At 59.1% G+C, this 22,161-nt stretch carries 18 protein-coding genes, 3 pseudogenes and 1 riboswitch; of the genes and pseudogenes, 13 read left to right on the forward strand and 8 right to left on the reverse strand.

Annotated features, from left to right (window positions below; translation table 11 throughout):
- Window positions 1–31 precede the first annotated feature (31 nt).
- The 4 genes and pseudogenes from RGR602_RS22580 to RGR602_RS22590 all read right to left on the reverse strand — a co-directional run bounded on the left by RGR602_RS22580 (window position 32) and on the right by RGR602_RS22590 (window position 3,285).
- Window positions 32–461, reverse strand: a pseudogene (locus RGR602_RS22580) (GlcG/HbpS family heme-binding protein).
- A 12-nt stretch (window positions 462–473) separates the two neighbouring features.
- A pseudogene (locus RGR602_RS22585) lies at window positions 474–1,589 on the reverse strand (malate synthase G); the annotation flags it as partial.
- A 204-nt stretch (window positions 1,590–1,793) separates the two neighbouring features.
- A pseudogene (locus RGR602_RS39470) lies at window positions 1,794–2,018 on the reverse strand (hypothetical protein); the annotation flags it as partial.
- 13 nt (window positions 2,019–2,031) lie between these two features.
- Window positions 2,032–3,285, reverse strand: a complete 1,254-nt coding sequence (locus tag RGR602_RS22590; RefSeq protein WP_040114319.1) for a D-amino acid dehydrogenase — start codon at window positions 3,283–3,285, stop codon at window positions 2,032–2,034.
- A gap of 144 nt (window positions 3,286–3,429) precedes the next feature.
- Window positions 3,430–3,519: riboswitch (glycine riboswitch) on the reverse strand.
- 536 nt (window positions 3,520–4,055) lie between these two features.
- Between RGR602_RS22590 and RGR602_RS22595 the strand changes: the two genes are divergently transcribed.
- The 5 genes from RGR602_RS22595 to RGR602_RS22615 all read left to right on the forward strand — a co-directional run bounded on the left by RGR602_RS22595 (window position 4,056) and on the right by RGR602_RS22615 (window position 8,657).
- Complete coding sequence (locus RGR602_RS22595; protein WP_040114320.1) at window positions 4,056–4,754, forward strand: CoA transferase subunit A; 699 nt, start codon at window positions 4,056–4,058, stop codon at window positions 4,752–4,754.
- A 17-nt stretch (window positions 4,755–4,771) separates the two neighbouring features.
- Window positions 4,772–5,401, forward strand: a complete 630-nt coding sequence (locus RGR602_RS22600) for a 3-oxoacid CoA-transferase subunit B (protein ID WP_040114321.1) — start codon at window positions 4,772–4,774, stop codon at window positions 5,399–5,401.
- 71 nt (window positions 5,402–5,472) lie between these two features.
- Window positions 5,473–6,654, forward strand: a complete 1,182-nt coding sequence (locus tag RGR602_RS22605) for an acetyl-CoA C-acetyltransferase (RefSeq protein ID WP_040114322.1) — start codon at window positions 5,473–5,475, stop codon at window positions 6,652–6,654.
- A gap of 15 nt (window positions 6,655–6,669) precedes the next feature.
- Complete coding sequence (locus tag RGR602_RS22610; protein WP_040114323.1) at window positions 6,670–7,167, forward strand: UPF0262 family protein; 498 nt, start codon at window positions 6,670–6,672, stop codon at window positions 7,165–7,167.
- A 134-nt stretch (window positions 7,168–7,301) separates the two neighbouring features.
- Window positions 7,302–8,657, forward strand: a complete 1,356-nt coding sequence (locus tag RGR602_RS22615) for a Glu/Leu/Phe/Val family dehydrogenase (RefSeq protein ID WP_166677517.1) — start codon at window positions 7,302–7,304, stop codon at window positions 8,655–8,657.
- 41 nt (window positions 8,658–8,698) lie between these two features.
- On the opposite strand, the gene RGR602_RS39850 is transcribed toward RGR602_RS22615, so the two are convergent.
- Window positions 8,699–8,875 carry a hypothetical protein gene (locus RGR602_RS39850; protein ID WP_166677515.1) on the reverse strand — a complete coding sequence of 59 codons (177 nt, stop codon included), beginning with the start codon at window positions 8,873–8,875 and terminating at the stop codon, window positions 8,699–8,701.
- A gap of 38 nt (window positions 8,876–8,913) precedes the next feature.
- Here RGR602_RS39850 and RGR602_RS37520 point away from each other — a divergent pair, with 38 nt between their 5' ends.
- Complete coding sequence (locus tag RGR602_RS37520; protein WP_166677514.1) at window positions 8,914–9,270, forward strand: hypothetical protein; 357 nt, start codon at window positions 8,914–8,916, stop codon at window positions 9,268–9,270.
- A 571-nt stretch (window positions 9,271–9,841) separates the two neighbouring features.
- On the opposite strand, the gene gltA is transcribed toward RGR602_RS37520, so the two are convergent.
- From gltA to RGR602_RS22640, 3 genes are all read right to left on the reverse strand, one after another.
- Window positions 9,842–11,131, reverse strand: coding sequence for a citrate synthase (gene gltA / locus RGR602_RS22630; RefSeq protein ID WP_040114327.1), 1,290 nt, complete (start codon window positions 11,129–11,131; stop codon window positions 9,842–9,844).
- A gap of 142 nt (window positions 11,132–11,273) precedes the next feature.
- Window positions 11,274–11,453 carry a hypothetical protein gene (locus tag RGR602_RS22635; RefSeq protein ID WP_040114328.1) on the reverse strand — a complete coding sequence of 60 codons (180 nt, stop codon included), beginning with the start codon at window positions 11,451–11,453 and terminating at the stop codon, window positions 11,274–11,276.
- A gap of 53 nt (window positions 11,454–11,506) precedes the next feature.
- On the reverse strand, window positions 11,507–13,099 hold the full coding sequence (locus RGR602_RS22640) for an isocitrate lyase (protein ID WP_040114329.1): 1,593 nt from the start codon (window positions 13,097–13,099) through the stop codon (window positions 11,507–11,509).
- A gap of 127 nt (window positions 13,100–13,226) precedes the next feature.
- On the opposite strand from RGR602_RS22640, the gene RGR602_RS22645 reads away from it, so the two are divergent.
- The 7 genes from RGR602_RS22645 to RGR602_RS22675 all read left to right on the forward strand — a co-directional run bounded on the left by RGR602_RS22645 (window position 13,227) and on the right by RGR602_RS22675 (window position 22,113).
- Window positions 13,227–14,618, forward strand: a complete 1,392-nt coding sequence (locus RGR602_RS22645) for a helix-turn-helix domain-containing protein (RefSeq protein WP_040114466.1) — start codon at window positions 13,227–13,229, stop codon at window positions 14,616–14,618.
- Window positions 14,619–15,201: 583 nt separating this feature from the next.
- Window positions 15,202–16,809, forward strand: coding sequence for an ABC transporter substrate-binding protein (locus RGR602_RS22650; RefSeq protein WP_040114330.1), 1,608 nt, complete (start codon window positions 15,202–15,204; stop codon window positions 16,807–16,809).
- Window positions 16,809–17,750, forward strand: a complete 942-nt coding sequence (locus RGR602_RS22655) for an ABC transporter permease (protein WP_040114311.1) — start codon at window positions 16,809–16,811, stop codon at window positions 17,748–17,750. The genes RGR602_RS22650 and RGR602_RS22655 overlap by 1 nt, the downstream gene beginning before the upstream one ends.
- Before the next feature lie 2 nt (window positions 17,751–17,752).
- Window positions 17,753–18,634 (forward strand): ABC transporter permease, encoded by an 882-nt coding sequence (locus RGR602_RS22660; protein WP_040114312.1) that lies wholly within the window; start codon window positions 17,753–17,755, stop codon window positions 18,632–18,634.
- A 1-nt stretch (window position 18,635) separates the two neighbouring features.
- The gene (locus RGR602_RS22665; protein ID WP_040114313.1) at window positions 18,636–19,643 is read left to right on the forward strand and encodes an ABC transporter ATP-binding protein; all 1,008 of its coding nucleotides are present in this window, start codon (window positions 18,636–18,638) and stop codon (window positions 19,641–19,643) included.
- The gene (locus tag RGR602_RS22670) at window positions 19,640–20,722 is read left to right on the forward strand and encodes an ABC transporter ATP-binding protein (RefSeq protein ID WP_052451707.1); all 1,083 of its coding nucleotides are present in this window, start codon (window positions 19,640–19,642) and stop codon (window positions 20,720–20,722) included. The genes RGR602_RS22665 and RGR602_RS22670 overlap by 4 nt, the downstream gene beginning before the upstream one ends.
- An 8-nt stretch (window positions 20,723–20,730) precedes the next feature.
- Window positions 20,731–22,113 (forward strand): CapA family protein, encoded by a 1,383-nt coding sequence (locus RGR602_RS22675; protein WP_040114331.1) that lies wholly within the window; start codon window positions 20,731–20,733, stop codon window positions 22,111–22,113.
- Window positions 22,114–22,161 lie beyond the last annotated feature (48 nt).

A 22,161-nucleotide genomic window follows, 5' to 3' on the forward strand; every position in this document is an offset into this window, starting at 1 on the left:
CCCAGTTGTGAACCGTTCTCAAGCGTACCCCTCAGCTTGGCTGGACCACCAAGCCGACTGCCTCGACGGCCGCGATGGCCACTGCCTCGTCGTTGTCAGAAGTGTCTCCAGTAATGCCTACCGCGCCCAGCAACGCTCCATTTGCATCACGCACGAGTACGCCGCCTGGCACAGGCACTATTCTGCCGCCAGACACGGCGTTGAGGCCAGCAACAAAATGAGGGCGCTCGGCTGACGCCTTGTCAAGCCAGCGGGAACCGAATCCGACGGCGAGCGCGCCGTAGGCCTTTCCAAAGGCGATGTCGAATCGGAGCATCGAAGCGCCATCCTGCTTCTGAAAAGCTATGAGATGACCGTCCGCATCAAGAACCGCGACGCTCAAAGGTTTTAGCTCTTTCGCGCCAGCCCTGGAGAAGGTCTCTAATGATCTCGGCCGCGCGTTCCAGGTTCAATGTTGTCATTTCTGCATTTCCTTAAGAGTTGGTGTTCCGACGTGCCTTAAGCTCCAGCCTGCGTGCATGCAGCACTGGTTCTGTATAACCGCTAGGCTGATTCCGGCCATTGAAGATCAGGTCCCGTGCGGCCTTGAAGGCGCTGGAGTTTTCAACGTCAGGCGTCATGGACATGTACAGCGGATCTCCAGCATTCTGACGGTCCACGACGGTCGCCATCCGTTTCAAAGTCTCCAATACCTGCTCGTGCGTGCAGACGTGGTGATGGATCCAGTTAGCGATATGTTGCGAGGAAATGCGGCAGGTCGCACGGTCCTCGATCAATCCAACATTGTTGATGTCGGGGATCTTGGAGCCGCCGATACCCTGGTCGATCCAGCGCACCACGTAACCGAGGATGGACTGACAGTTGTTGTCGAGCTCCTTCTGACGGCCTTCAGTGTGCAATCCAGCTTGGCAGCGATCGGCACGGTAAGGATGTCGTCAAGCCCCGCACGCTCACGCTTCTTCAGCGTGCGCCGGACAGTGCGGACGTCGACCTTGTGGTAATGCGTGGCGTGCAGTGTCGCGGCAATCGGTGAGGGCACCCACGCGGTGTTCGCTCCGGCCATCGGATGAGCGATCTTCTGCTCGAGCATGGCGGCCATTAGGTCCGGCATGGGCCACATGCCCTTCCCGATCTGCGCTCGGCCGTCAAGCCCGCAGGCGAACCCGATGTCGACGTTCCAATTTTCGTAGGCGCAGATCCACGGCGAGTCTTTCATGTCCGCTTTTCGGATCATCGGGCCGGCTTCCATCGAGGTGTGAATCTCGTCGCCGGTCCGGTCGAGGAAACCCGTGTTAATGAAGACGATGCGCTTCCTCGCCGCGCGGATGCATTCCTTGAGGTTCACCGTTGTGCGACGCTTCGTCCATGAGGCCCATCTTGATGGTATCGGGCGCCATGCCCAGTGCCTGCTCGACCCGGCTGAAAAGCTCCACCGCGAAGGCGACTTCCTCTGGCCCGTGCATCTTCGGCTTTACCGCATACATGGATCCGGCGGGCGAGTTGGCGTGGCACCCGCCCCTCCCGCCGATGTCGTGCCGCGCAATCGCTGCCGTCACCATCGCGTCCATAATACCTTCCGGTATTTCGTCTATAAGCGCAAGCTCGCAACTGATGTCGAATACACCAGCGCGGACGGCAATCGGTTCATGCTGTGTGCCCGCTCTCTGCTCCTGGTGCGCAACGTCGGCCACCTGATGACCAATCCTGCGGTGCTCGACCGGGATGGAAGCGATATCGCCGATCTCAGTGAGAAAAGCCTTGTACTTGGCAAGGTCTTTCGGCGCGCCATTGCGGCGGTACCAATGGTCGATCTTCTCTTGAATATCTTCACGGACCCTCAGGAGTTCGCGGTTGCGGGGGCTGAGAGCGTGCACGATCGACGAAAACGACGTCCAGAAGGCGGAGTTGCCAATCCCCGTGCCGGGCAACGCCTCGTCCCGCATGAAGTCGTGGAGCTCCCGAACGACCTGCAATCCCGCGATCTCGATACGCTCCGCCGAGTGAACAGAGATTTCCATAGTTCCTCCTGCACTATGCGGTCAGCCGCATGTCGACGGGAAATTCTTTGGTTACAGCCTCAGCGATCATGGCAGCTGTCGCCGCCGACAGCGTCCATCCGAGATGTCCGTGGCCGGTGTTGTAGAACACCCCATTCAGCCGTCCTTTTCCGACCCGGGGCATCATATTGGGCGTCATGGGCCGGAGGCCTGCCCAAGGCACGACCTTGTTTGTTGTAATTCCCGGAAAGAGCGTGCGCGTCCAGTCAACGAGCGGCCGGACGCGGTCTTCCCTGATGTCGCGGTTGAGCCCGTTGAACTCGGCGGTTCCCGCCACACGAAACCGTGACATTCCTAGCCTACTGGTGACGATCTTGGCGCGGTCATCGAGAATACTCACCCACGGCGCAGAGTTCTGCGACAGCTCGTCCTCCAGATGAGCGGTTATCGAGTATCCCTTGACGGGATAGATGTTAAGCCGATCTCCAAGCATCGAGGCAAAATTCCGGCTGCTCGTGCCCGCGCAAACGACAATGCCGTCCGCCTCGATGATCTCCGAAGGAGCGCTCCCTGAAGCCATCCCTGCGGCGTAAGCAACGTGGAACCGATCACGCCTTTCCACCCGGGTTACGCTCGCATCGTACAGGAAAGTCGCCCCTTTTCGCTCACAGATCCGGGCCAGCCCTGTCGTGTACTTGTGGATGTCCCCGGTAGAATCGGACGGGGTGTAGAAGCCCCCATAAAAGGCGCCGGTGAGGGCAGGTTCAATCGACTGGATTTCCTCCGTGGTCACTGGCCTTCTGTCCAGACCGCCCTCTACCAACATCTCGTTGACCTTGGCGGCATGATCATAGCCTGACTTGTCGTAATATACATGAAGGATCCCGCGACGTACGTGATCGAAATCTATTCCCTCGCGCTCTGCGATCTCGAACATGTGCTTCCGCGCGGCGATGGCAAGCCGCGTTGTGGAAACGGTGTTTTCGCGATAACGCGAGATGTTCGAAACGAATTCCGCCAGCCAGCTGTACTTGTGCCATGTCGGGGTAGGATTCATTAGGAGGGGAGCGTCGCGATGTGTCATCCACTTGATGCCCTTGAATATGGTCGACCAGTGGTTCCAGACTTCCGCGTTGCTCGCAGAGAGTTGTCCACCGTTCGCAAAAGACGTCTCCATTGCGGCATATCGCTGCTTCTCCACGACAGTAACGTCGTGGCCCGCTTGAAGAAGGGCGTAGGCTGTCGATACGCCGGTGATGCCGGCGCCAATCACAATAATCTTGGGCATTTTCAGGCCTCCAAAAGACAAAGGGTGCAGGGAGTAAAGCCTGCGGCTGATCCCCAAATCTGTCAGTTTACCTGAGAGCTTGGCCGACGTCGCAAGGTCGGCGTTCCCCTTCGGTGGATGCTCTGGGCATCTCTCTCCAGATCGTTCGACAGGACGGTCTTCTTTGCCTGAGAGTTTCCTTGGGGGGTTGCTCCGTCGGCGTCGGCTGGCGCCGATCTCTCCCGTCTAGTCTTTTGAACATCCCATTTTTACTAGAGAGTTTTGCATCGTCACCGACAATCTCTTTTCGGAATTGAAACGTGGGGATCAAAACCACGTGCTTTTGAAATACCGTCCATTTGGACAGATAATTCGGATCCACCGATCGAGATAGACGTGCCTACTCTATGCAGCACGGCGAAACGACCTTTGATGGTGGCCTCGTTCGCTGAGAGACGGATCCGCTTGAATTTAAATGGATGCACGCCGGCATTGGGGGCGAGCTCTGGTATTTAAACGAGCACTACCCCTGCGGATGCTCCAAGATCTGTCGCGCCGCTTGCTGTGACTGCTTAAACAATGTCCTTGGTCGTCGCCCAATGGTTGAGCATGCAAGGACCCCTTTCTTTTAGTGTTTGTCTCATTAAGCTTTAACGTCGAATAGTCGCTCATTCGGGCACGACGAATGAGAACAAACGCATCAAAAGATTTTTTTTAAAACAGTTGTTGCACATCGGTCTGAAACCTGCAAAATAAATCGTAAGCCGCAAAAGGGAACCCATGGGGAGCTTATGAACATAATCTTTGACAACCCGCATTCAGCACTTGAAGGGCTTCTATTCGACGGGATGTTTATCGCGGCAGGTGGTTTTGGCCTTTGCGGCATTCCGGAGCTGTTGATCGACGCGATCCGTGAGGCTGGCACCAAGGACTTGACGATCGCCTCGAACAATTGCGGTGTCGACGACTTCGGTCTCGGCGTGCTGCTGAAGACCAAGCAGATCAGGAAGATGATCTCGTCTTATGTCGGCGAGAACGCCGAGTTCATGCGGCAGTACCTGAGCGGCGAACTGGAACTGGAGTTCAACCCGCAGGGGACGCTGGCCGAGCGTATGCGTGCCGGCGGCGCCGGCATTGCCGGGTTCTATACGAAGACAGGCGTCGGCACTGTGGTTGCCGAGGGCAAGGAACAGAAGACCTTCAACGGCGAGACCTATGTTCTCGAGACCGGGATTGTCGCGGACCTGTCGATCGTCAAGGCCTGGAAGGCGGATACATCCGGCAACCTCGTCTTCCGCAAGACGGCCCGCAACTTCAATCCGCCGGCCGCCACCTGCGGCAGGATTTGCGTCGCCGAAGTCGAGGAAATCGTGCCAGTCGGCAGCCTCGATCCCGACCATATCCACGTGCCGGGGATCTATGTGCATCGCCTGCTCCAGGGCCAGCACGAGAAACGCATCGAACAGCGCACCACGCGCGCGGCGGCTTGAAGGAAGGGGAGAGAGACATGGCCTGGGACAGGAACCAGATGGCGGCGCGGGCTGCCCGTGAACTCGAAGACGGCACTTACGTCAATCTCGGCATCGGCATTCCGACGCTGGTCGCCAATTATATTCCCGAAGGCGTCCATGTGACGCTGCAGTCGGAGAACGGCCTGCTCGGCATCGGTCCCTTTCCGACGGACGACCAGATCGATGCCGACCTGATCAATGCCGGCAAGCAGACGGTGACGGCGCTGGCGCATTCGGCCTTCTTCGACTCGGCGCAGAGCTTTGCAATGATCCGCGGCGGCAAGATCGCCATGGCAATCCTTGGCGCCATGGAAGTGTCCGAGAACGGCGACCTCGCCAACTGGATGATCCCCGGCAAACTCGTCAAGGGCATGGGCGGCGCCATGGATCTCGTTGCCGGCGTCAAGCGGGTGGTCGTCGTCATGGACCACACCAACAAGGCCGGCGAATCCAAGGTGCTGAAGGCATGCACCCTGCCGCTGACCGGACAGAGCGTCGTCGATCGGATCATCACCAATCTGGGTGTGCTCGACGTCGTCGATGGCGGACTGAAGCTGGTCGAGCTTGCTGAGGGCGTGACCGACAGCGAGATCCGCAGCGCCACCGAGGCGACCATCGTCAACTAGGCCTGCGGCTTATTGCCGAGACGCTGGAGCCGGCCTCTGCCGGCTTCGCACGGATCATAGAGGAGACCACCATGAGCACCCCATCGATCGTCATCGCCCGCGCCGCCCGCACCGCGGTCGGGTCCTTCAACGGCGCGTTCAGCAACACGCCGGCACATGAGCTCGGCGCCGCTGTCATCAAGGGCGTGCTCGAGCGCGCCGGCGTCGAGGCGGGTGAGGTCGATGAGGTGATCCTCGGCCAGGTGCTGCAGGCCGGCGAGGGCCAGAACCCGGCGCGCCAGGCGGCGATCAAGGCCGGCCTCCCGCAGGAAGCGACCGCCTGGGGCATGAACCAGCTTTGCGGCTCGGGTCTTCGCGCCGTGGCGCTCGGCATGCAGCAGATCGCATCCGGCGATGCAGACATCATTATTGCCGGCGGCATGGAGTCGATGTCGATGGCGCCGCATTGCGCACACCTGCGTGGCGGCGTGAAGATGGGCGACTTCAAGATGATCGACACGATGATCAAGGACGGCCTGACCGACGCCTTCTACGGCTACCACATGGGCATTACCGCCGAGAACGTCGCGCGCCAGTGGCAGCTCAGCCGCGAGGAGCAGGACACCTTCGCACTCGCCTCGCAGAACAAGGCGGAAGCGGCACAGAAGGCGGGACGCTTCGCCGATGAGATCGTTCCGTTCATCGTCAAGACCCGCAAGGGTGACGTCAGCGTCGACCAGGATGAATATATCCGCCATGGCGCCACGCTCGACCAGATGACCAAGCTGCGTCCGGCCTTCGACAAGCAAGGAACCGTGACCGCCGGCAACGCATCCGGCCTCAATGATGGTGCCGCCGCCACCCTGTTGATGACCGAGGCGCAGGCTTCCAAGCGTGGCATCCAGCCGCTCGCCCGCATCATCTCCTGGGCAACCGCCGGCGTCGATCCGCAGGTCATGGGCACCGGCCCGATCCCGGCTTCGCGCAAGGCGCTGGCGAAAGCCGGCTGGGCGATCGGCGATGTCGAACTGGTCGAAGCCAACGAGGCCTTCGCCGCTCAGGCTTGCGCTGTCAACAAGGACCTCGGCTGGAATCCCGATATCGTCAACGTCAACGGTGGCGCCATTGCCATCGGTCACCCGATCGGCGCATCCGGCGCCCGCGTGCTCAACACGCTGCTCTTCGAACTGAAACGCCGCGGCGCCAAAAAGGGATTGGCGACGCTCTGCATCGGCGGCGGCATGGGTGTCGCCATGTGCGTGGAAGCGATGTGACGGGAGGGCAGTGTCATGGCCTCCGCCGAGTACCGTCTCTGTGACGTATCGCTCGACCGATCGTTCGGTGGCCGGGAGGCGAGAATTGAGCGGGAGCAAGCGCTCGCGGTCATCGACCTCTTGGAATCCAATACATTCATTCCAGTCGGTCACGACGGCGGACCTTATCGCCTCAGGATCGAAGCGGTTGACGGGCGCCTGGCACTGCATGTCGCTGATGATCATGGCGACCATGTTGTCAGTCATTACCTGTCGCTCACGCCCTTCCGCCGATTGCTCAAGGATTACACCCGCATTTGCGAGAATTATTACGACGCCGTCCGGCACCCTGGACCTGAGCGGCTTGAGGCAATCGATATGGGCCGGCGTGGCGTCCATAACGAGGCTGCCGAACTGCTGAGAGCCCGGTTGTCAGCGAAAGTGAATATCGACAACGACACCGCCCGCCGTCTGTTCACGCTGATCTATGCCCTGCTTGTGCGCAACGCCGATCATCGCGTTCTACTGAGCTGAGTCAGTTGCGGCGCACGGGCTGCCCGACCAAGGAGGAATCCCAAGTGAATGTTATACCGCAACACCACGTACAACTCGGCGAAACGAGCTCCGCCGGCTTTCTGGATAGCGTTGACCAGAACTTCCGCCATGCGATGACGTTCCTCGACCTGCCGGAGGGACTGTCGGAACGGATCATGCAGTGTAACTCGACTTACACTGTTCGCTTCGGCGTTCGCCTGCGCGGCCGCATGTACAGCTTCATCGGCTGGCGATCGGTCCATAGCGAGCACTGCGAGCCGGTGAAGGGCGGCATTCGCTATGCCTCGAATGCCGATGCGGAAGAGGTCGAAGCGCTGGCGGCGCTGATGACGCTCAAATGCTCGCTGGTCGACGTTCCGTTCGGCGGCTCGAAAGGCGCGCTCAAGATCGACCCGCGCGAATGGACGCCGCAGGAGCTCGAGCGCATCACCCGCCGCTTCACCCAGGAGCTCAACAAACGTGGCCTGATCGGCCCCGGCGTCAACGTCCCGGCTCCCGACATTGGCACGGGCGAGCGGGAAATGGCATGGATGATGGACGAGTTCCGGCGCGCCAATCCGACCGATGTGATCAATGCGCGCGCCTGCGTCACCGGAAAGCCGCTGTCGAAGGGCGGCATTGCCGGCCGGACCGAAGCAACCGGCAGGGGCGTCCAGTTCGCCATCCAGAGCTATCTTCGCGATCTCCGAACATCGGGCTTGGGTGGCAAGCGTGATCTGAAGAGTGCCGCCGTGATCGTTCAGGGGTTCGGCAATGTCGGTTACCATGCGGCAAAGTTCCTCTCTGAAGAAGACGGCGCCCGGGTGACCATCGTTGCTGAACGCGACGGCTATGTCGCCAATGCCGATGGTCTGGCGATCGAGGCACTGAAGCAGCATCAGATCAAAACGGGCAGCATCCTCGGCTTTGAGGGCGCCGCCTCGTTTCCCGGGGATATGACCGGCATCGAGCAGCCATGCGACGTCCTCATCCCAGCGGCGATGGAAAATGCTGTCCATGCGGGAAATGCGGACCGCATCAAGGCAAACCTCGTCGTCGAAGCTGCCAACGGCCCGGTGACCTTCGAGGCAGACAAGGTTCTCCGCACCCGTGGGGTCGCCATCCTTCCCGATCTTTACGTCAATGCCGGCGGCGTGGTCGTCAGTTACTTCGAGTGGGTGAAGAACCTGACGCATATTCCCTTCGGCCTGATGGAGCGGCGTCGCCGCGAGCGGCGCAACCAAACGATTGCCTCAGCGCTCGAACGCATGACCGGCAAGGAGTTCCCCGCCGATATCCGTGACGAGTTCCTCGAAGGCGGCGCAGAAATCGATCTGGTTCGTTCCGGACTGGAAGACGTCATGCGCAGCACCTGGGGACGCATCGCCGACCTGATGGAACAGCAACCGGAACTCGGCGATTACCGAACCGCCGCTTATGTCGCGTCGATCCGACAGATCGCCGATGCCTATGAAGCGATAGGGATCTGATCCGCTACACGCCCAATCACCACGATCGATAGCTCAGGCATTTAAATTCGCCTCCAAAGCTGGCTGCCGTTGAACAGGTCTTCGACGGTAGCGTCTTTTTCTGGCCAACCCAATTCAAATTTGGGCACCATCACTCTGATCGGCAACTTGCGGAAGAATGCAATCGCTTCCTGGATGCGCCGGTCGGGCTCCTTCTCGATCTTGTCACCGGCTTTCAAGAGCCGAATCGGCACGGTGACGACAAGTTCACTACGACATGCTTTCTTATAGGGGCGGAGAGGGAGCGCTACGCGGAGGCGATCAGCGAAGCGGTAATCCGAAAGATGATGCGCTTCGTCCCGATCGGCCGAAGCAGCAGGCAGCCGCGGCGTTGCTGGAGACCGCGCTCTTCTGGTGCGGCAGCGAACGCACGGCGGTTAACGCTTTGCGCGCATCCGGCGAACTGGGCATCATCGCCACCGCCGGCCTGGCAAAGATTGAGGCGCTGGTTTCGATCGTGCCGCAGCGGGCTTCGCTCTGTGATGGCTGTTGTCAATGTGATCGAAGCTTTGCCGGTCAGTTCGACCGCGCAATTGTCGTGGAGGCCACGCGCGACGAGACAACCTTCGGTTGAAAACGATCCTGGCGGGGGCGCGATTACGGCGGCCACCATTAAGGTGGCTCGCCACTTTGCCGCCTGGCTCGCGTTGACACCGCGGTCTCATTCAAGCGGAGGTAAGGAGTAGCGGGGACGAATATCGAAGATCCGAAATCCGGAACTCGGCGCTCTCCTCGTCGTGGGGCAACCGCCGTCTTCCGGGTTGCCCGGAACGACGCTCGGACGTGGCCCTAGCTGACGGCTTCTCGAGAGAAGGCCTCTCAACGCTTGCAGCGGTCGCCGTCTGATGGATGCAGTGACCGCCAAAACGATCTGCCCGGCGCAAAGGGCAAGGTGCAATAACAGGCGATGAACCCGTGGGACAAAATCCCGACACAAATGAACCTACTGCCCCAATGCGCTAAAGCGCGTAAACTTGATTTAGCTCCTCGTTTCGCGGATCCCTTCAAGGACAGCAGCCATGTGCCGCGCATGAAGGCCGGACATATGAACGAACCGCCCAATGTGTGAAATCGACCGAAAAAGCTTCCGGCCGAAGTAATATTGGAAGCCGCGAAGCCATCCCCTCGCTCCGGCGCGCTATCGCTCAGCGCTTTGAGATTGGCAAGTAGTCGCGAAGAGGCTCCCCTATATATAGCTGGCGCGGACGGCCAATACGTTGTTGTGGATCCTCGATCATCTCGTTCCACTGCGCCACCCAGCCGACGGTGCGCGCGAGCGCAAAGAGGACGGTGAACATCGTCGTGGGGAAACCCAGAGCACGCAGCGTAATGCCCGAATAGAAGTCGACGTTGGGGTAGAGCTTCTTCTCAATGAAGTAGGGGTCGTTCAGCGCAATTTTTTCAAGCACGATTGCAATCCGCATCAGCGGTTCGTCGCGCTGTCCTGTCGCTTCGAGCACCTCATACATAGTCTTCTGCATGATGCGTGCTCGCGGATCGTAATTCTTGTAAACGCGGTGACCGAAGCCCATCAGGCGGAACGGATCGTTCTTGTCCTTGGCGCGCGCAATGAATTCTGGAATGCGGTCGACCGTGCCGATCTCGGTCAACATGTTGAGCGCTGCTTCGTTGGCGCCGCCATGCGCGGGACCCCAGAGGCAGGCGATGCCGGCAGCGATACAGGCGAATGGGTTGGCGCCCGACGAACCGGCAAGGCGAACCGTCGAGGTCGAAGCATTCTGCTCGTGGTCGGCATGTAGGATGAAGATGCGGTCCATGGCGCGCGAGAGCACCGGATTGACGACATAGTCCTCGCACGGAACGGCAAAGCACATGCGCAGGAAGTTTGACGCATAATCGAGGTCGTTCTGCGGATACACGAAGGGCTGGCCGACATGGTACTTGTAGGCCATGGCAGCGAGCGTCGGCATCTTGGCAATCATGCGAAGGCTCGCGACCATGCGCTGATGGGGATCTGTGATGTCGGTCGAGTGGTGATAGAAGGCCGAGAGCGCGCCGACGCAACCGCACATGACAGCCATGGGATGCGCGTCGCGGCGGAAGCCGCTAAAGAAGCGCGGCATCTGCTCATGCACCATGGTGTGGCGCGCAACTCGATAATCGAAGTCCGCCTTCCGCGCCTTTGTGGGCAGTTCGCCGTAGAGCAGCAGATAGCAGACTTCAAGGAAGTCACCGTGTTCGGCAAGCTGTTCGATCGGGTAGCCGCGATGCAGCAGTACGCCAGCGTCACCGTCGATATAAGTGATGCTGGATTCGCATGAAGCCGTGGATGTGAAGCCCGGGTCGTAGGTGAACATCTGCGTTTGCTTGTAGAGCGAACCGATGTCAACGACCTGTGGTCCAATCGTTCCCGATCGAAGCTGCAACTCGGCGCTTAGACCGTCGACCGCGACAAGGGCGCTCTTGGCAAGCATGTTTATTCCCCTATGAATCCGGAAACCAAAGCGAACGTTGCCGAGAGACTCGTTCGATGCTGATAGACGAGAGGTCATCGAATAGACCCTTCCTTCCGCCGGTCGTCTCTGGCGACGTCAATGTGACTTTGCGGTGGGCGCTTTATGATATCCGCCCAAGCCGGTGGTACAGGTTTGAATACTTAACTGCTTCCGGCTTGTCCTTCAGCTCTTGCAGGTAGTGAGCGATAGCGACCCGAATAAGTTCAAAATCCTGCTGCGAGAAGACGGCACGCGACCGCTCGGGTTGGACGGTTTTTTCTTCCTCGGCTTCTTTCGACATGTCTTTCCTCCGTGAGGCGGGGGAGCGTTTGTCGCTACCCCGTAAGTCGTTGATCAAGCGGCGAACTGGTTCATGGTATTGTAGGCCCCGCCGGCCTTCAGGGCCGCTTCGCCGGCGAAATAGTCCTTGTGATCGTCGCCCATGTCGGAGCCTGCCATGTTCTGGTGCTTCACGCAGGCAATGCCTTGGCGGATTTCTTTTCGCTGGACGTTGGCGACATAGCCGAGCATGCCCTGCTCGCCGAAATATTCCTTGGCGAGGTTGTCGGTCGAAAGCGCTGCAGTGTGATAGGTTGGCAGCGTGATCAGGTGATGGAAGATCCCGGCGCGTTTGGAAGCGTCGTGCTGGAACGTTCTGATCTTTTCGTCGGCTTCGCGTGCCAGATCGCTGTCGTCATACTGCTCGCTCATCAGCTTCGTTCGATCGAACCCGGAGACGTCCTTTCCTTCCTTTTCCCAGACATCGAATACCTGCTGCCGGAAGTTCAGCGTCCAGTTGAACGACGGCGAGTTGTTGTAGACCAGCTTGGCATTCGGGATCTCCTCGCGGATGCGATCCATCATGCTGGCGATCTGCTCGACATGGGGCCTTTCGGTCTCGATCCACAGCAGGTCGGCACCATTGTTGAGAGCATTGATGCAATCAAGGACGCAGCGGTCGGCGCCGGTGCCTTCGCGGAACTGAAAGAGGTTGGAGCGCAGCCGCTTCGGCCGCAATACCTTTGAGCCGCGCGTGATCAAGACATCACCGTTAGAGGGCGACTGGCCGGTGATATCGTCGCAATCCAGGAAGGCGTTGTACTGATCGCCGATATCGCCTTCGCTAACGCTGAACGCGATTTGCTTCGTTAGGCCTGCGCCAAGAGAGTCGGTGCGGGCGACGATGATTCCGTCATCGATGCCGAGCTCGAGGAATGCGTAGCGGCACGCGCGGATCTTGGCGACGAATTCTTCGTGGGGAATGGTCACCTTGCCGTCCTGATGGCCGCACTGCTTTTCGTCGGAAACCTGGTTTTCGATCTGCAGCGCACAGGCGCCGGCTTCGATCATTTTTTTCGCGAGCAGATAGGTTGCTTCGGCATTTCCGAATCCTGCGTCGATATCGGCAATAATGGGGATGACATGCGTCTGGTGATTGTCGACCGCTTGAACCAGTTGCTGTTCTCGCGCTTGATCGCCCTCCGCCCGGGCTTTGTCGATTTCTCTGAACAACATACCGAGTTCGCGTGCATCTGCCTGGCGCAGGAAAGTGTAGAGTTCCTCGACGAGGGCCGGCACGCTGGTTTTTTCGTGCATGGATTGGTCGGGCAGGGGACCGAATTCGGACCTGAGCGCTGCAACCATCCATCCGGAGAGATAGAGGTAGCGTCGCTCGGTCGACCCGAAATGCTTCTTCAGCGAGATTACTTTCTGCTGAGCGATAAAGCCATGCCAGCAGCCGAGGGACTGCGTGTATTTGCTCGGGTCCTTGTCATAGCCGGCCATGTCGCGGCGCATGATCGCGGCCGTGTAGCGCGCGATATCGAGACCCGTCTTGAATCGGTTCTGCAGACGCATCCGGGCGACAGCCTCACCTGTCAGTCCGGTCCATTCGGCTTTGCCCGCGATCAGGCGGTTGGCGTCTTCGAGATAGGCTGCATACAACATCGATTCCTCCAGGACTGTCGATTTCAAGTGTGCCGTGCAATAACGCGTCCGATGAAAATGCTGGAGCCGTCCCAGTGTCACGTTGTCAAACTTTACAATGAATCGCTGTAATGTTGTAATGTTCGTCATGGAAAAGCATGGCGTTTACTTAGGACCTCGTCTTCGGCGGCTGCGAAGGGATCTTGGTCTCACTCAGGCTATGATGGCGTCGGACCTCGACGTGTCCCCGTCATATGTCGCCCTGATGGAGGGTAATCAGCGCCCGATGACCGCCGAGTTGCTGCTCCGTCTCGCGAGGACCTATAAGATCGACATGTCGGCTCTGGCCGACGACAGCACGCCCGAACTTCTTGGACGGCTGCAGGCAACCATCAAGGATCCGATCTTTACCGACATAGAGATTTCACCGCTCGAAGCAGCCGATGTGCTGAGCAGCTTTCCCGGCTTTGCTCAAGCCATGCTGCGCCTTTACACAGCCTACAAGGAAGAGCAGTTCGCCCTTGCCGACCAACGACAGGTGGCCGTTGACCGTGGGGGTGACGAAGGAGCGGATCCTGTTGCAGACGTGCGACGGTTCCTGGCCGCGAGACGAAACTGTTTTCCGGGCCTCGATGCGGCCGCTGAAAAGCTGGCAACCGCAGTGAATGACGCCGGCGGTCTTCAAGCATATTTCATGCAGCGTCATGCCCTTCGTGTCCGACGGATCCCAGCGGAGATCATGTCAGGCTCGGTGCGCCGGCTCGATCGACATCGACGCGAGGTTCTGCTCGACGACTGTCTGGATACAGCAAGTCAGAATTTCCAGGTCGCACAGCAACTTGCCTACGTCGAGTTCGACGACGAGATTGGCAAAGTCGTTCAGGAGGGCAGTTTCTCGACAGAGAGCGCGCGACGGCTGGCCCACCGGGCACTTGCTGGCTACTTTGCCGCCGCAGTGGTCATGCCCTACAAGCCCTTCGCCAAAGCGGTCGAGGCGCGTCACTACGACGTTGAGGCGATTGCACGTCAATTTGGAACCAGTTTCGAACAGGCCGCTCATCGGCTTACAACGCTTCAGAAGCCTGGGCAGGAGCGAATCCCGTTCTTCTTCATTCGGGTGGATGCTGCTGGTAATGTATCCAAGCGCCTCGACAGCGCCAACTTTCCTTTTGCCAGGCATGGCGGTGGTTGTCCGCTGTGGACCTTGCATCAAGTCTTTTCCACACCTCGAACTGTCGTAACGCAATGGCTGGAATTGCCGGATGGCCAACAGTTCTTCTCGATCGCCCGAACCGTAAGCTCGAGGGGAGGGACTTTTGGAGTTCCGCGGGTCGACCGGGCCGTGGCACTGGTTTGCGAAGCCAGGTATGCCGAACGCCTGGTCTATTATCGACAACCGTTCACGCTAACGCCGATTGGGATCACCTGTCGCCTCTGCCAGCGCGATAATTGCAGATACCGGTCGGAACCGCCGATCGGCCGACAGATTCTTCCCGACCACTACCGCCGCACTGACGCGCCATTTGGGTTTTCCGATTGAATTGAGGCGGACGCGCAAGCGCGGCGTCCGGAGAAGACTGCATGTGCGAAATGCCGACATGTGCAGCCAGCCGATGCGTAACACGGTGTTCCAAAGCAAGCTCTTACGCTCTATAACTCTTTTGCAAGTTGGACGCCGTCGTGATCGGCTCTCCAGTTTTGACGCGCCACGCCCGAGGAGAAAAGGGCGGGCAGTATTATCCGCAGCATGCGCGATTTTCCTAGTCTCAGTCTGGGGGTGCACTCCAGGGATGTCCGCGATTTACCGGAATCGGTGTCCCCGTTAATCCGAAATCCGCACCCGTCTCTGCGGACTCCAAGAACGTGGGCTCCTCTATATTTTGTAGTCCTCATTGGCGGATAGAGATAGACTGGCGCGTTGCGGAAATGCCGGTGGCGTTTCAAACAAGACGCTTTGTGCCGTCCACGTTTCACTACCCAGGGAATTTTGACGCAAACGCCTGCTGCTCGGGTGCTATCAAATGTCATCCCGCCGGCGCATCTGTTGGACTTGATGGGCCAATTTATCACCCGTGGGCGACAACAGAAAAACGCGGAAAACGCGCCATTAAGGGGAACTTCAAATGATAATCTCTCGACGCGACCTTATAAAGACCAGCCTTATCGCCGGGACGGCTGTGTCGATCCCGTCGCTGCTGCGGGCACAGACGGCACCGCCCGACGGACGGACGGTCCGTATGGGGCTTGGTGAGCTCCAGGTCTTCGATCCGATCTTTACGACTACTGACCCCACCCAGATCCATGGCCTGGCGATTTACGACACGCTGTTTTCTCCGGACTCCAGGCTCTTGCCGAGGCCGCAAATGGTGGAGAAGTGGAGCGCTTCGGACGACAAGAAGACCTATACGTTCCAACTCCGGGATGGTCTGGCTTGGCACGATGGGACCCCGGTTACTGCGGGAGACTGCGTGGCTTCGATCCGCCGATGGGGCGAAGTGGCCTCCGGCGGACAAATGATCATGGCGCGGGCTAGCGATATATCGAAGAAGGACGAGAAGACCTTCACCATCGCGCTTAAGGAGCCGTTGGGGCTGCTGATCGATATGTTGGCAACGATAGCAGGAAGCTCGTTGTATATCATGCGTGAAAAGGATGCTGATAGGCCCGCAACCGAGCAGGTCACGACGAATATCGGATCGGGACCGTTCAAGTTCAATCATTCTCTTGCCAAGCCGGGCGCGAGCTTCACCTATGATCGCAACGAGAAATACGTGCCGCGCAGCGAAGCTCCCGACGGATTTGCCGGCGGAAAGGTAGTCAAGGTCGATCGGGTCGTGTGGGACATCATTGTCGATAGCCAGACGGCTTTGGCGGCCTTGCACGCGGGCGAGATTGATTTCGTTCGACTGCCCCCCGCCGATCTTTACCCAATGATTGAGAGCGACCCCGATCTTGCACTCCAGGTTCTGGACAAGTCCGGCAACGATCTATGCCTGCGTATGAACCACCTGCAAAAGCCGTTCGATAACGTGAAAGCGCGCCAGGCGATGCTTCACCTGATCGACCAGGAGGCGTTTTTGCGCGTCACGGCTTCTGACCCCAAATACGGCCACACCGTCACGTCGATATTTGGCAACACTACGCCTTATTCAAATGACGAGAATACCGGCTGGTTCAAGAGGGGCGGCGACCCGGAAAAGGCCAAGCAACTCTTCAAGGAAGCCGGATATGCCGGCGAAAAGATCGTCATTCTTCAGCCAACAACCTGGGCGGCAGCCAACAACGCCGCGCTGCTCTTGGCGGACATGCTGCGAAAGATTGGGGTCAATGCCGAGCTTGCGCCGAGCGACTGGAGCGGCGTTGTCGCGCGCCGCGCGAACAAGGGGGCCGTAGAGAGCGGCGGTTGGAGTATCTTCATAACCGACGATCCCGATTTCGTCCAAGGCGATCCGGTATCCGCGGTCTTTCTAGCCGCGAATGGCGAAGAGGGCTGGTTCGGCTGGCCGCAGAACGACGAATATGAGGCGCTTCGGGCCAAATGGGCTAGTGTCGAAACGCTGGAAGATCGCAAGGCGCTGGCCCGAAACATGCAGCGGATTTGGTGGGACTTCGTCGGCGACGTGCGGCTGGGTCAATACGTCACGGCAATTGCGCGCCGTCAGACACTCACCGGGCTCATCGGGTTGTCGCCGCTCGTCCCGCTGTGGAACATGCAGAAGGCCGCGGTCTAATGGCTGCTTACATTCTTCGGAGATTGGTTTCGACCGTCGCCGTGATGGCGATGGTCGGGATGTTTGTTTTCCTGCTTCTCAGGCTGGCGCCTGGCGACCCGGCAGCCATCATCGCCGGCAAGTCGGCTACGGCTGAGATGATTGCTGGCATCCGCGAGCAGCTCGGACTGAACGAGCCCATGCCGGTTCAGTTCATACGTTGGGTGCGGGATATGCTTGGCGGCGATTTCGGCACCTCGATCTTTGCCGGCCGGCCGGTTCTGGAGCTCATCTCGCAGCGGCTCGAGCCTACCCTTTCCTTGACGGTCCTGACGATGATCGTTTCGGTGACGATTGGGGTTTCCTTCGGTATCCTGGCCGCGTGGCGCGCTGGCGGTCTTGTTGATCGCATCTTGACGGCATTCGCGACGCTTGGCTTTTCTCTCCCGGTGTTTGTCGTTGGCTATTTCCTCATCTACTTCTTCGCTATCACAACGCATTGGCTACCGGTCCAAGGATACAAGCCTATTGATCAAGGCTTCGGGCCCTGGTTTGTGCACCTGATCCTGCCGATCGTGACTTTGAGCATTCCCTACATTGCGTTCATCGCCCGGATCGCGCGGGCGAGCATGCTGGAGGTTCTGTCGGAAGATTACATGCGAACGGCTGTTGCAAAAGGCGCTTCGTCCTATGCCATGCTTTTCCACCATGCCTTGAAGAATGCCGGCGTCCCGATCCTCACCGTGATCGGCTTAAGTTTCGCAGGCCTGATCTCTGGCGTCGTCATCACGGAAACCGTGTTCAATATACCGGGTATCGGTCGTTTGGTGGTCGATGCGATCAACGGCCGCGATTACCCCATCATACAAGGCGTGCTTATCCTGGTTTCGGGTTTATACGTCCTTATCAATCTCACGGTCGATCTTTCTTACACCTTGATCGATCCTCGCATCCGGTACTGATTATGACCTTAATCTCTCCATCAATTGAAGCCCTGCCGAGGGCCCATCCCCGACTATCGGGTCTTGCTCGTCTGGCAAGACGGCACCCGCTGGTCCTGATAGGCGGTGGACTCCTCGTGCTGCTGATCATTCTGGCGCTCGCCGCGCCCATTTACGCCGGCGACCCGGTGAACATGGACCCGTTCAAGCGCCTCCAGCCGCCTTCGGTCGAGATGTGGTTCGGAACCGACAATCTGGGCCGTGACGTGTTTGCCCGAACAATCTTCGGCGCGCGAATCTCCCTTATGGTCGGATTGCTCTCGGCGACCTGCGCGGCTGTGGGCGGGGTTCTGATTGGTGTTATCGCTGGCTACAATCGCCGGTTCGACAACATCGTCATGCGCATAATGGATGGCTTGATGTCGATCCCGACGATTCTGCTGGCCATCGCCCTTATTTCTCTGACAGGACCGGGATTGGGCATTCTCATCGTCGCGATCACGATCCCACAGCTGCCAAGCGTCACGCGGCTGGTCCGTTCGGTGGTTTTGAGTGTTCGGGAGCGGCCCTATGTGGAGGCCTCCCTTTGTGGCGGTGCGCGTCTACCCAAAGTGCTGTGGCGGCATATCCTGCCCAGCACCATTCCGCCTCTTATGGTGCAAAGCGCCATCGTCTGCGCAGATGCGATTCTGACAGAGGCCGGGCTGAGCTTCCTCGGCGTGGGCGTGCCGCCCGAGATTGCCAGCTGGGGCAACATGATCTCAAGCTCTCGGCTCTTTATCTCCATCTCCCCATTGACGATCTTCGCCCCCGGCATCTGCCTTGCCATCACGGTTCTAGCCGTCAACCTACTCGGCGACGGTCTGCGCGATCTGTTCGATCCCCGCGCAAAGCGGAGGCAGTAACATGCAGATACATCAGAACGTGGGCAATGAAGTGCTTCTCGACGTCAGAGACCTGGAGACGCATTTTTTTGGCGAAGATAGCGTTACCCGCGCGCTTGGCGGCATCAGCTTCCAGGTGATGAAAGGCGAGACGCTCGGCGTCGTCGGCGAATCCGGATGCGGCAAGAGCGTCACCGCGTTGTCGATCCTCCGCCTACTACCGAAGCTGACCGCCAGGACCATCGGCGGCGAGGTCCGCTTTCACGGCCGCGACCTGCTCGATCTCTCTGAGCGGGAGATGCGAAAGATTCGCGGCGATCAGATCGCCATGATCTTCCAGGATCCGATGACGAGCCTCAACCCGGTCTACACTGTCGGTCACCAAATCGCTGAAGCGGTGCAGATCCACACGGGAGCCTCCCGGGCGGCCGCAATGGCTAAGGCTGAAGAGATGCTTCGCCTCGTCCGCATTGCGGACCCGGAGCGTCGCGCCAACAACTATCCCCATGAGATGTCGGGTGGTATGCGCCAGCGCGCCATGATCGCCATGGCTCTTGCCTGCTCACCGGAGCTGTTGATCGCTGACGAGCCAACGACTGCACTCGATGTCACCATCCAGGCGCAGATCCTGCGGCTGATCGTTGATCTGAAGGAGCGCACGGGGACCGCGGTGATGTTCATCACGCACGATCTGGGCGTTGTGGCCGAGACATGCCAACGTGTGATCGTGATGTATGCCGGCCGGATCGTCGAGCAAGCGACTGTGACGGATCTGTTCGCGCGGCCTGCGCATCCTTATACTCAGGCCCTTATGCGCTCTGTGCCTGACCGGCGGCGCGGTCAGCAAAGCCGCCTTCCGGAAATACCCGGTATCGTGCCGAGCCTGCGCAATCCAATCGTCGGGTGCAGCTTTGCGCCGCGTTGTCCGTTCGCAATCGACATTTGCCGGGAAAAGACACCCGTTCTTAAGTATGTCGGACCGGCGCACGCCGCTGCTTGCTGGCGCGCCGAAGAGGTGATGGGCGTATGAGTGATCCTTTGTTGAAAGTCGAAAGCCTGACCAAGCATTTCCCGCTCAGTGCGGGTATCTTGAAGAAGAATGGCCCGGTCGTGCGGGCCGTGGAGGCTGTATCCTTTTCCGTCGAAGCAGGCGAGACACTTTGCATCGTTGGCGAATCCGGCTGCGGTAAATCCACCGTCGCACGGCTTCTGATGCGGCTCATGGAACCGACGGACGGGCGCGTGCTTATCGAAGGAACCGATATTGCGGGGCTCAAGAAGCACGAGCTTCGGGCGTTTCGCCGGCGGATGCAGATGGTCTTTCAGGATCCTTACTCTTCGCTGAACCCACGCCTTACCGCCGCCCAGATCATCACCGAACCCGTCGAGAACTTCGAGCGCCTCGGCCGCAGTCAGCGCCAGGCGCTCGCCGCAGACCTTCTGCAGAAGGTCGGATTGGGGCCCGAAATCATGCACAGGCTTCCGTCCGAACTGTCGGGGGGCCAGCGCCAGCGGCTCGGCATTGCGCGCGCCCTGTCGCTCAAGCCCTCGCTCATCATCGCTGACGAGGCGGTCTCGGCCCTGGACGTTTCCGTGCAGGCACAGATCCTCAATCTGCTGATGGATCTCCAGCAGCAGATGGGCATCGCCTTCGTCTTCATCTCGCATGATCTCGGCGTCGTGGAGCACATTGGGCATCGCGTCGCCGTCATGTATCTGGGTCGCATCGTCGAACTGGCCACATGCGAGGCACTCTTCGCCAAGCCGGTCCACCCCTATACCGAGGCGCTGATAGCAGCAGCTCCGGTGCCGGATCCGACGCGGGCGCGGCTGGAGGCGCCGGTAGAAGGCGAGGTGCCGAGCCCGATCAATCCGCCGACGGGCTGCGCCTTCCATCCGCGCTGTCCGCTCGCCGTCGACCGTTGCCGCATCGACGTGCCGCCGCTGACGTCGATGGCCGACGGCCGCGCCGTCGCTTGTCACGTGCGCGCTCCCGCGTCAGCCAATGCTCAACCCGATATGGTGGGCGGCTATTCGCCTGCGCTCAGCCCGATGATCGGTTCCCATACCCCACGTATGGAAGTCAAAATATTCGCCCGTGAAAGGTAGGAGATCATATGGAAAAACATTTGCACGAAAATGGCCGCGTTGATGACTTTGATACCGTCGGATCAATCGAGACGAACGTTGCAGACGGCTTCACAATGGCAGCAGTTGGTGACCTGCTGTTTGCGCGACCAGTGACCAAGGGCCGACATCCCGGGTTTGATGAAGTTGTAAAGATTCTTAAGGATGCCGATGTCACGTTCGGAAATTTAGAGACAAATATCTTGGATGTTCGGTCGAAGGGATGCCCACAGGCCGAGTATGGCGGTGCGTATTGCATCAGCGCACCCGAGCTGGGGCCCGACCTAAAAGCGATGGGATTTAATATGCTCAGTCGGGCGAACAACCACACAGTCGACTGGGGTGTTGAGGGCATGCGCGAGACAAGCAGGGCACTCGACGAGAACGGCCTCGTCCATGCAGGTGCGGGGGAAAATCTAGCTCAAGCAGGCGCCGCTCGTTTTTTGGAGACAATAAGTGGGCGCGTCGCTTTGGTATCACTCGCCACCACGTTCGGGCCCATGGCTCGCGCGTGCGATTCGGTCGGCGAGGCGCCTGGCAGGCCGGGGCTTAATGCGCTTCGATTGCAAAAATCTATAGTTGTACCGCGCGAACAGCTTGAACATCTCAGGCAAATTCGCGCAAGTTTGCAAGGTTATGGTCCGCCGCCGCATGATAAGGATCGGGTCGTGCTTGGCGGGATGATATACGAAGGCGGGGAGAAGGCGGGTTACAGCTACAAACCGAACTCTCGCGATATTTCTGGCATTTTGCGGAATGTTCGCCGCGGAAAGCAATTCTCCGACTTTTGTATCGTCACCAATCACGGGCACGAGCCCGGCGAATGGAGCCTGGAACCGCCCGATTACGAACAATCATTTGCGCGCCGCGTGATAGATGCCGGAGCGGATGCATATATTGTACACGGACCGCATATATTGCGTGGCATCGAAATCTACAAAGGACGACCGATCTTTTACAGTCTGGGAAATTTCTTCTGCCAAGACCTTCGTACACCGGTCGGCGCCGACATGTTCGACGTGTATGACAAGGATCCAAGAGTTCACACGGATGCCGAGGTGACGATCGATGAGGTCGCAATGGGGTATCCAACAGCAGAAGGATTAGTTGGCTCTCAATCCGGTCCGGCTTTCTATGAGAGCGTTGTAACCATCAGCCGTTATGAAGTCAATCAGCTTGCGGAATTGAGGCTGTATCCGATCGAACTCGGTCGATCGAAGAGGTTCGCCAACCGGGGTGTGCCGAGGCTTGCTGTTCAAGCGCAAGCAAGGGTAATTCTCGAACGGTTGCAGAAACTATCGGAGCCCTTTGGGACCAAAATTGAGATAGAAGCCGGGGTTGGGTTGGTCCGACTTAAGCCGGGCTCCGCCTAACGCGGCATAGAGCAATACTCGCTACGGCTTGCCGGAGGCCGTCAGCGA

It is taken from the genome of Rhizobium gallicum bv. gallicum R602sp (assembly GCF_000816845.1).
Taxonomy (GTDB): Bacteria; Pseudomonadota; Alphaproteobacteria; order Rhizobiales; family Rhizobiaceae; genus Rhizobium; species Rhizobium gallicum.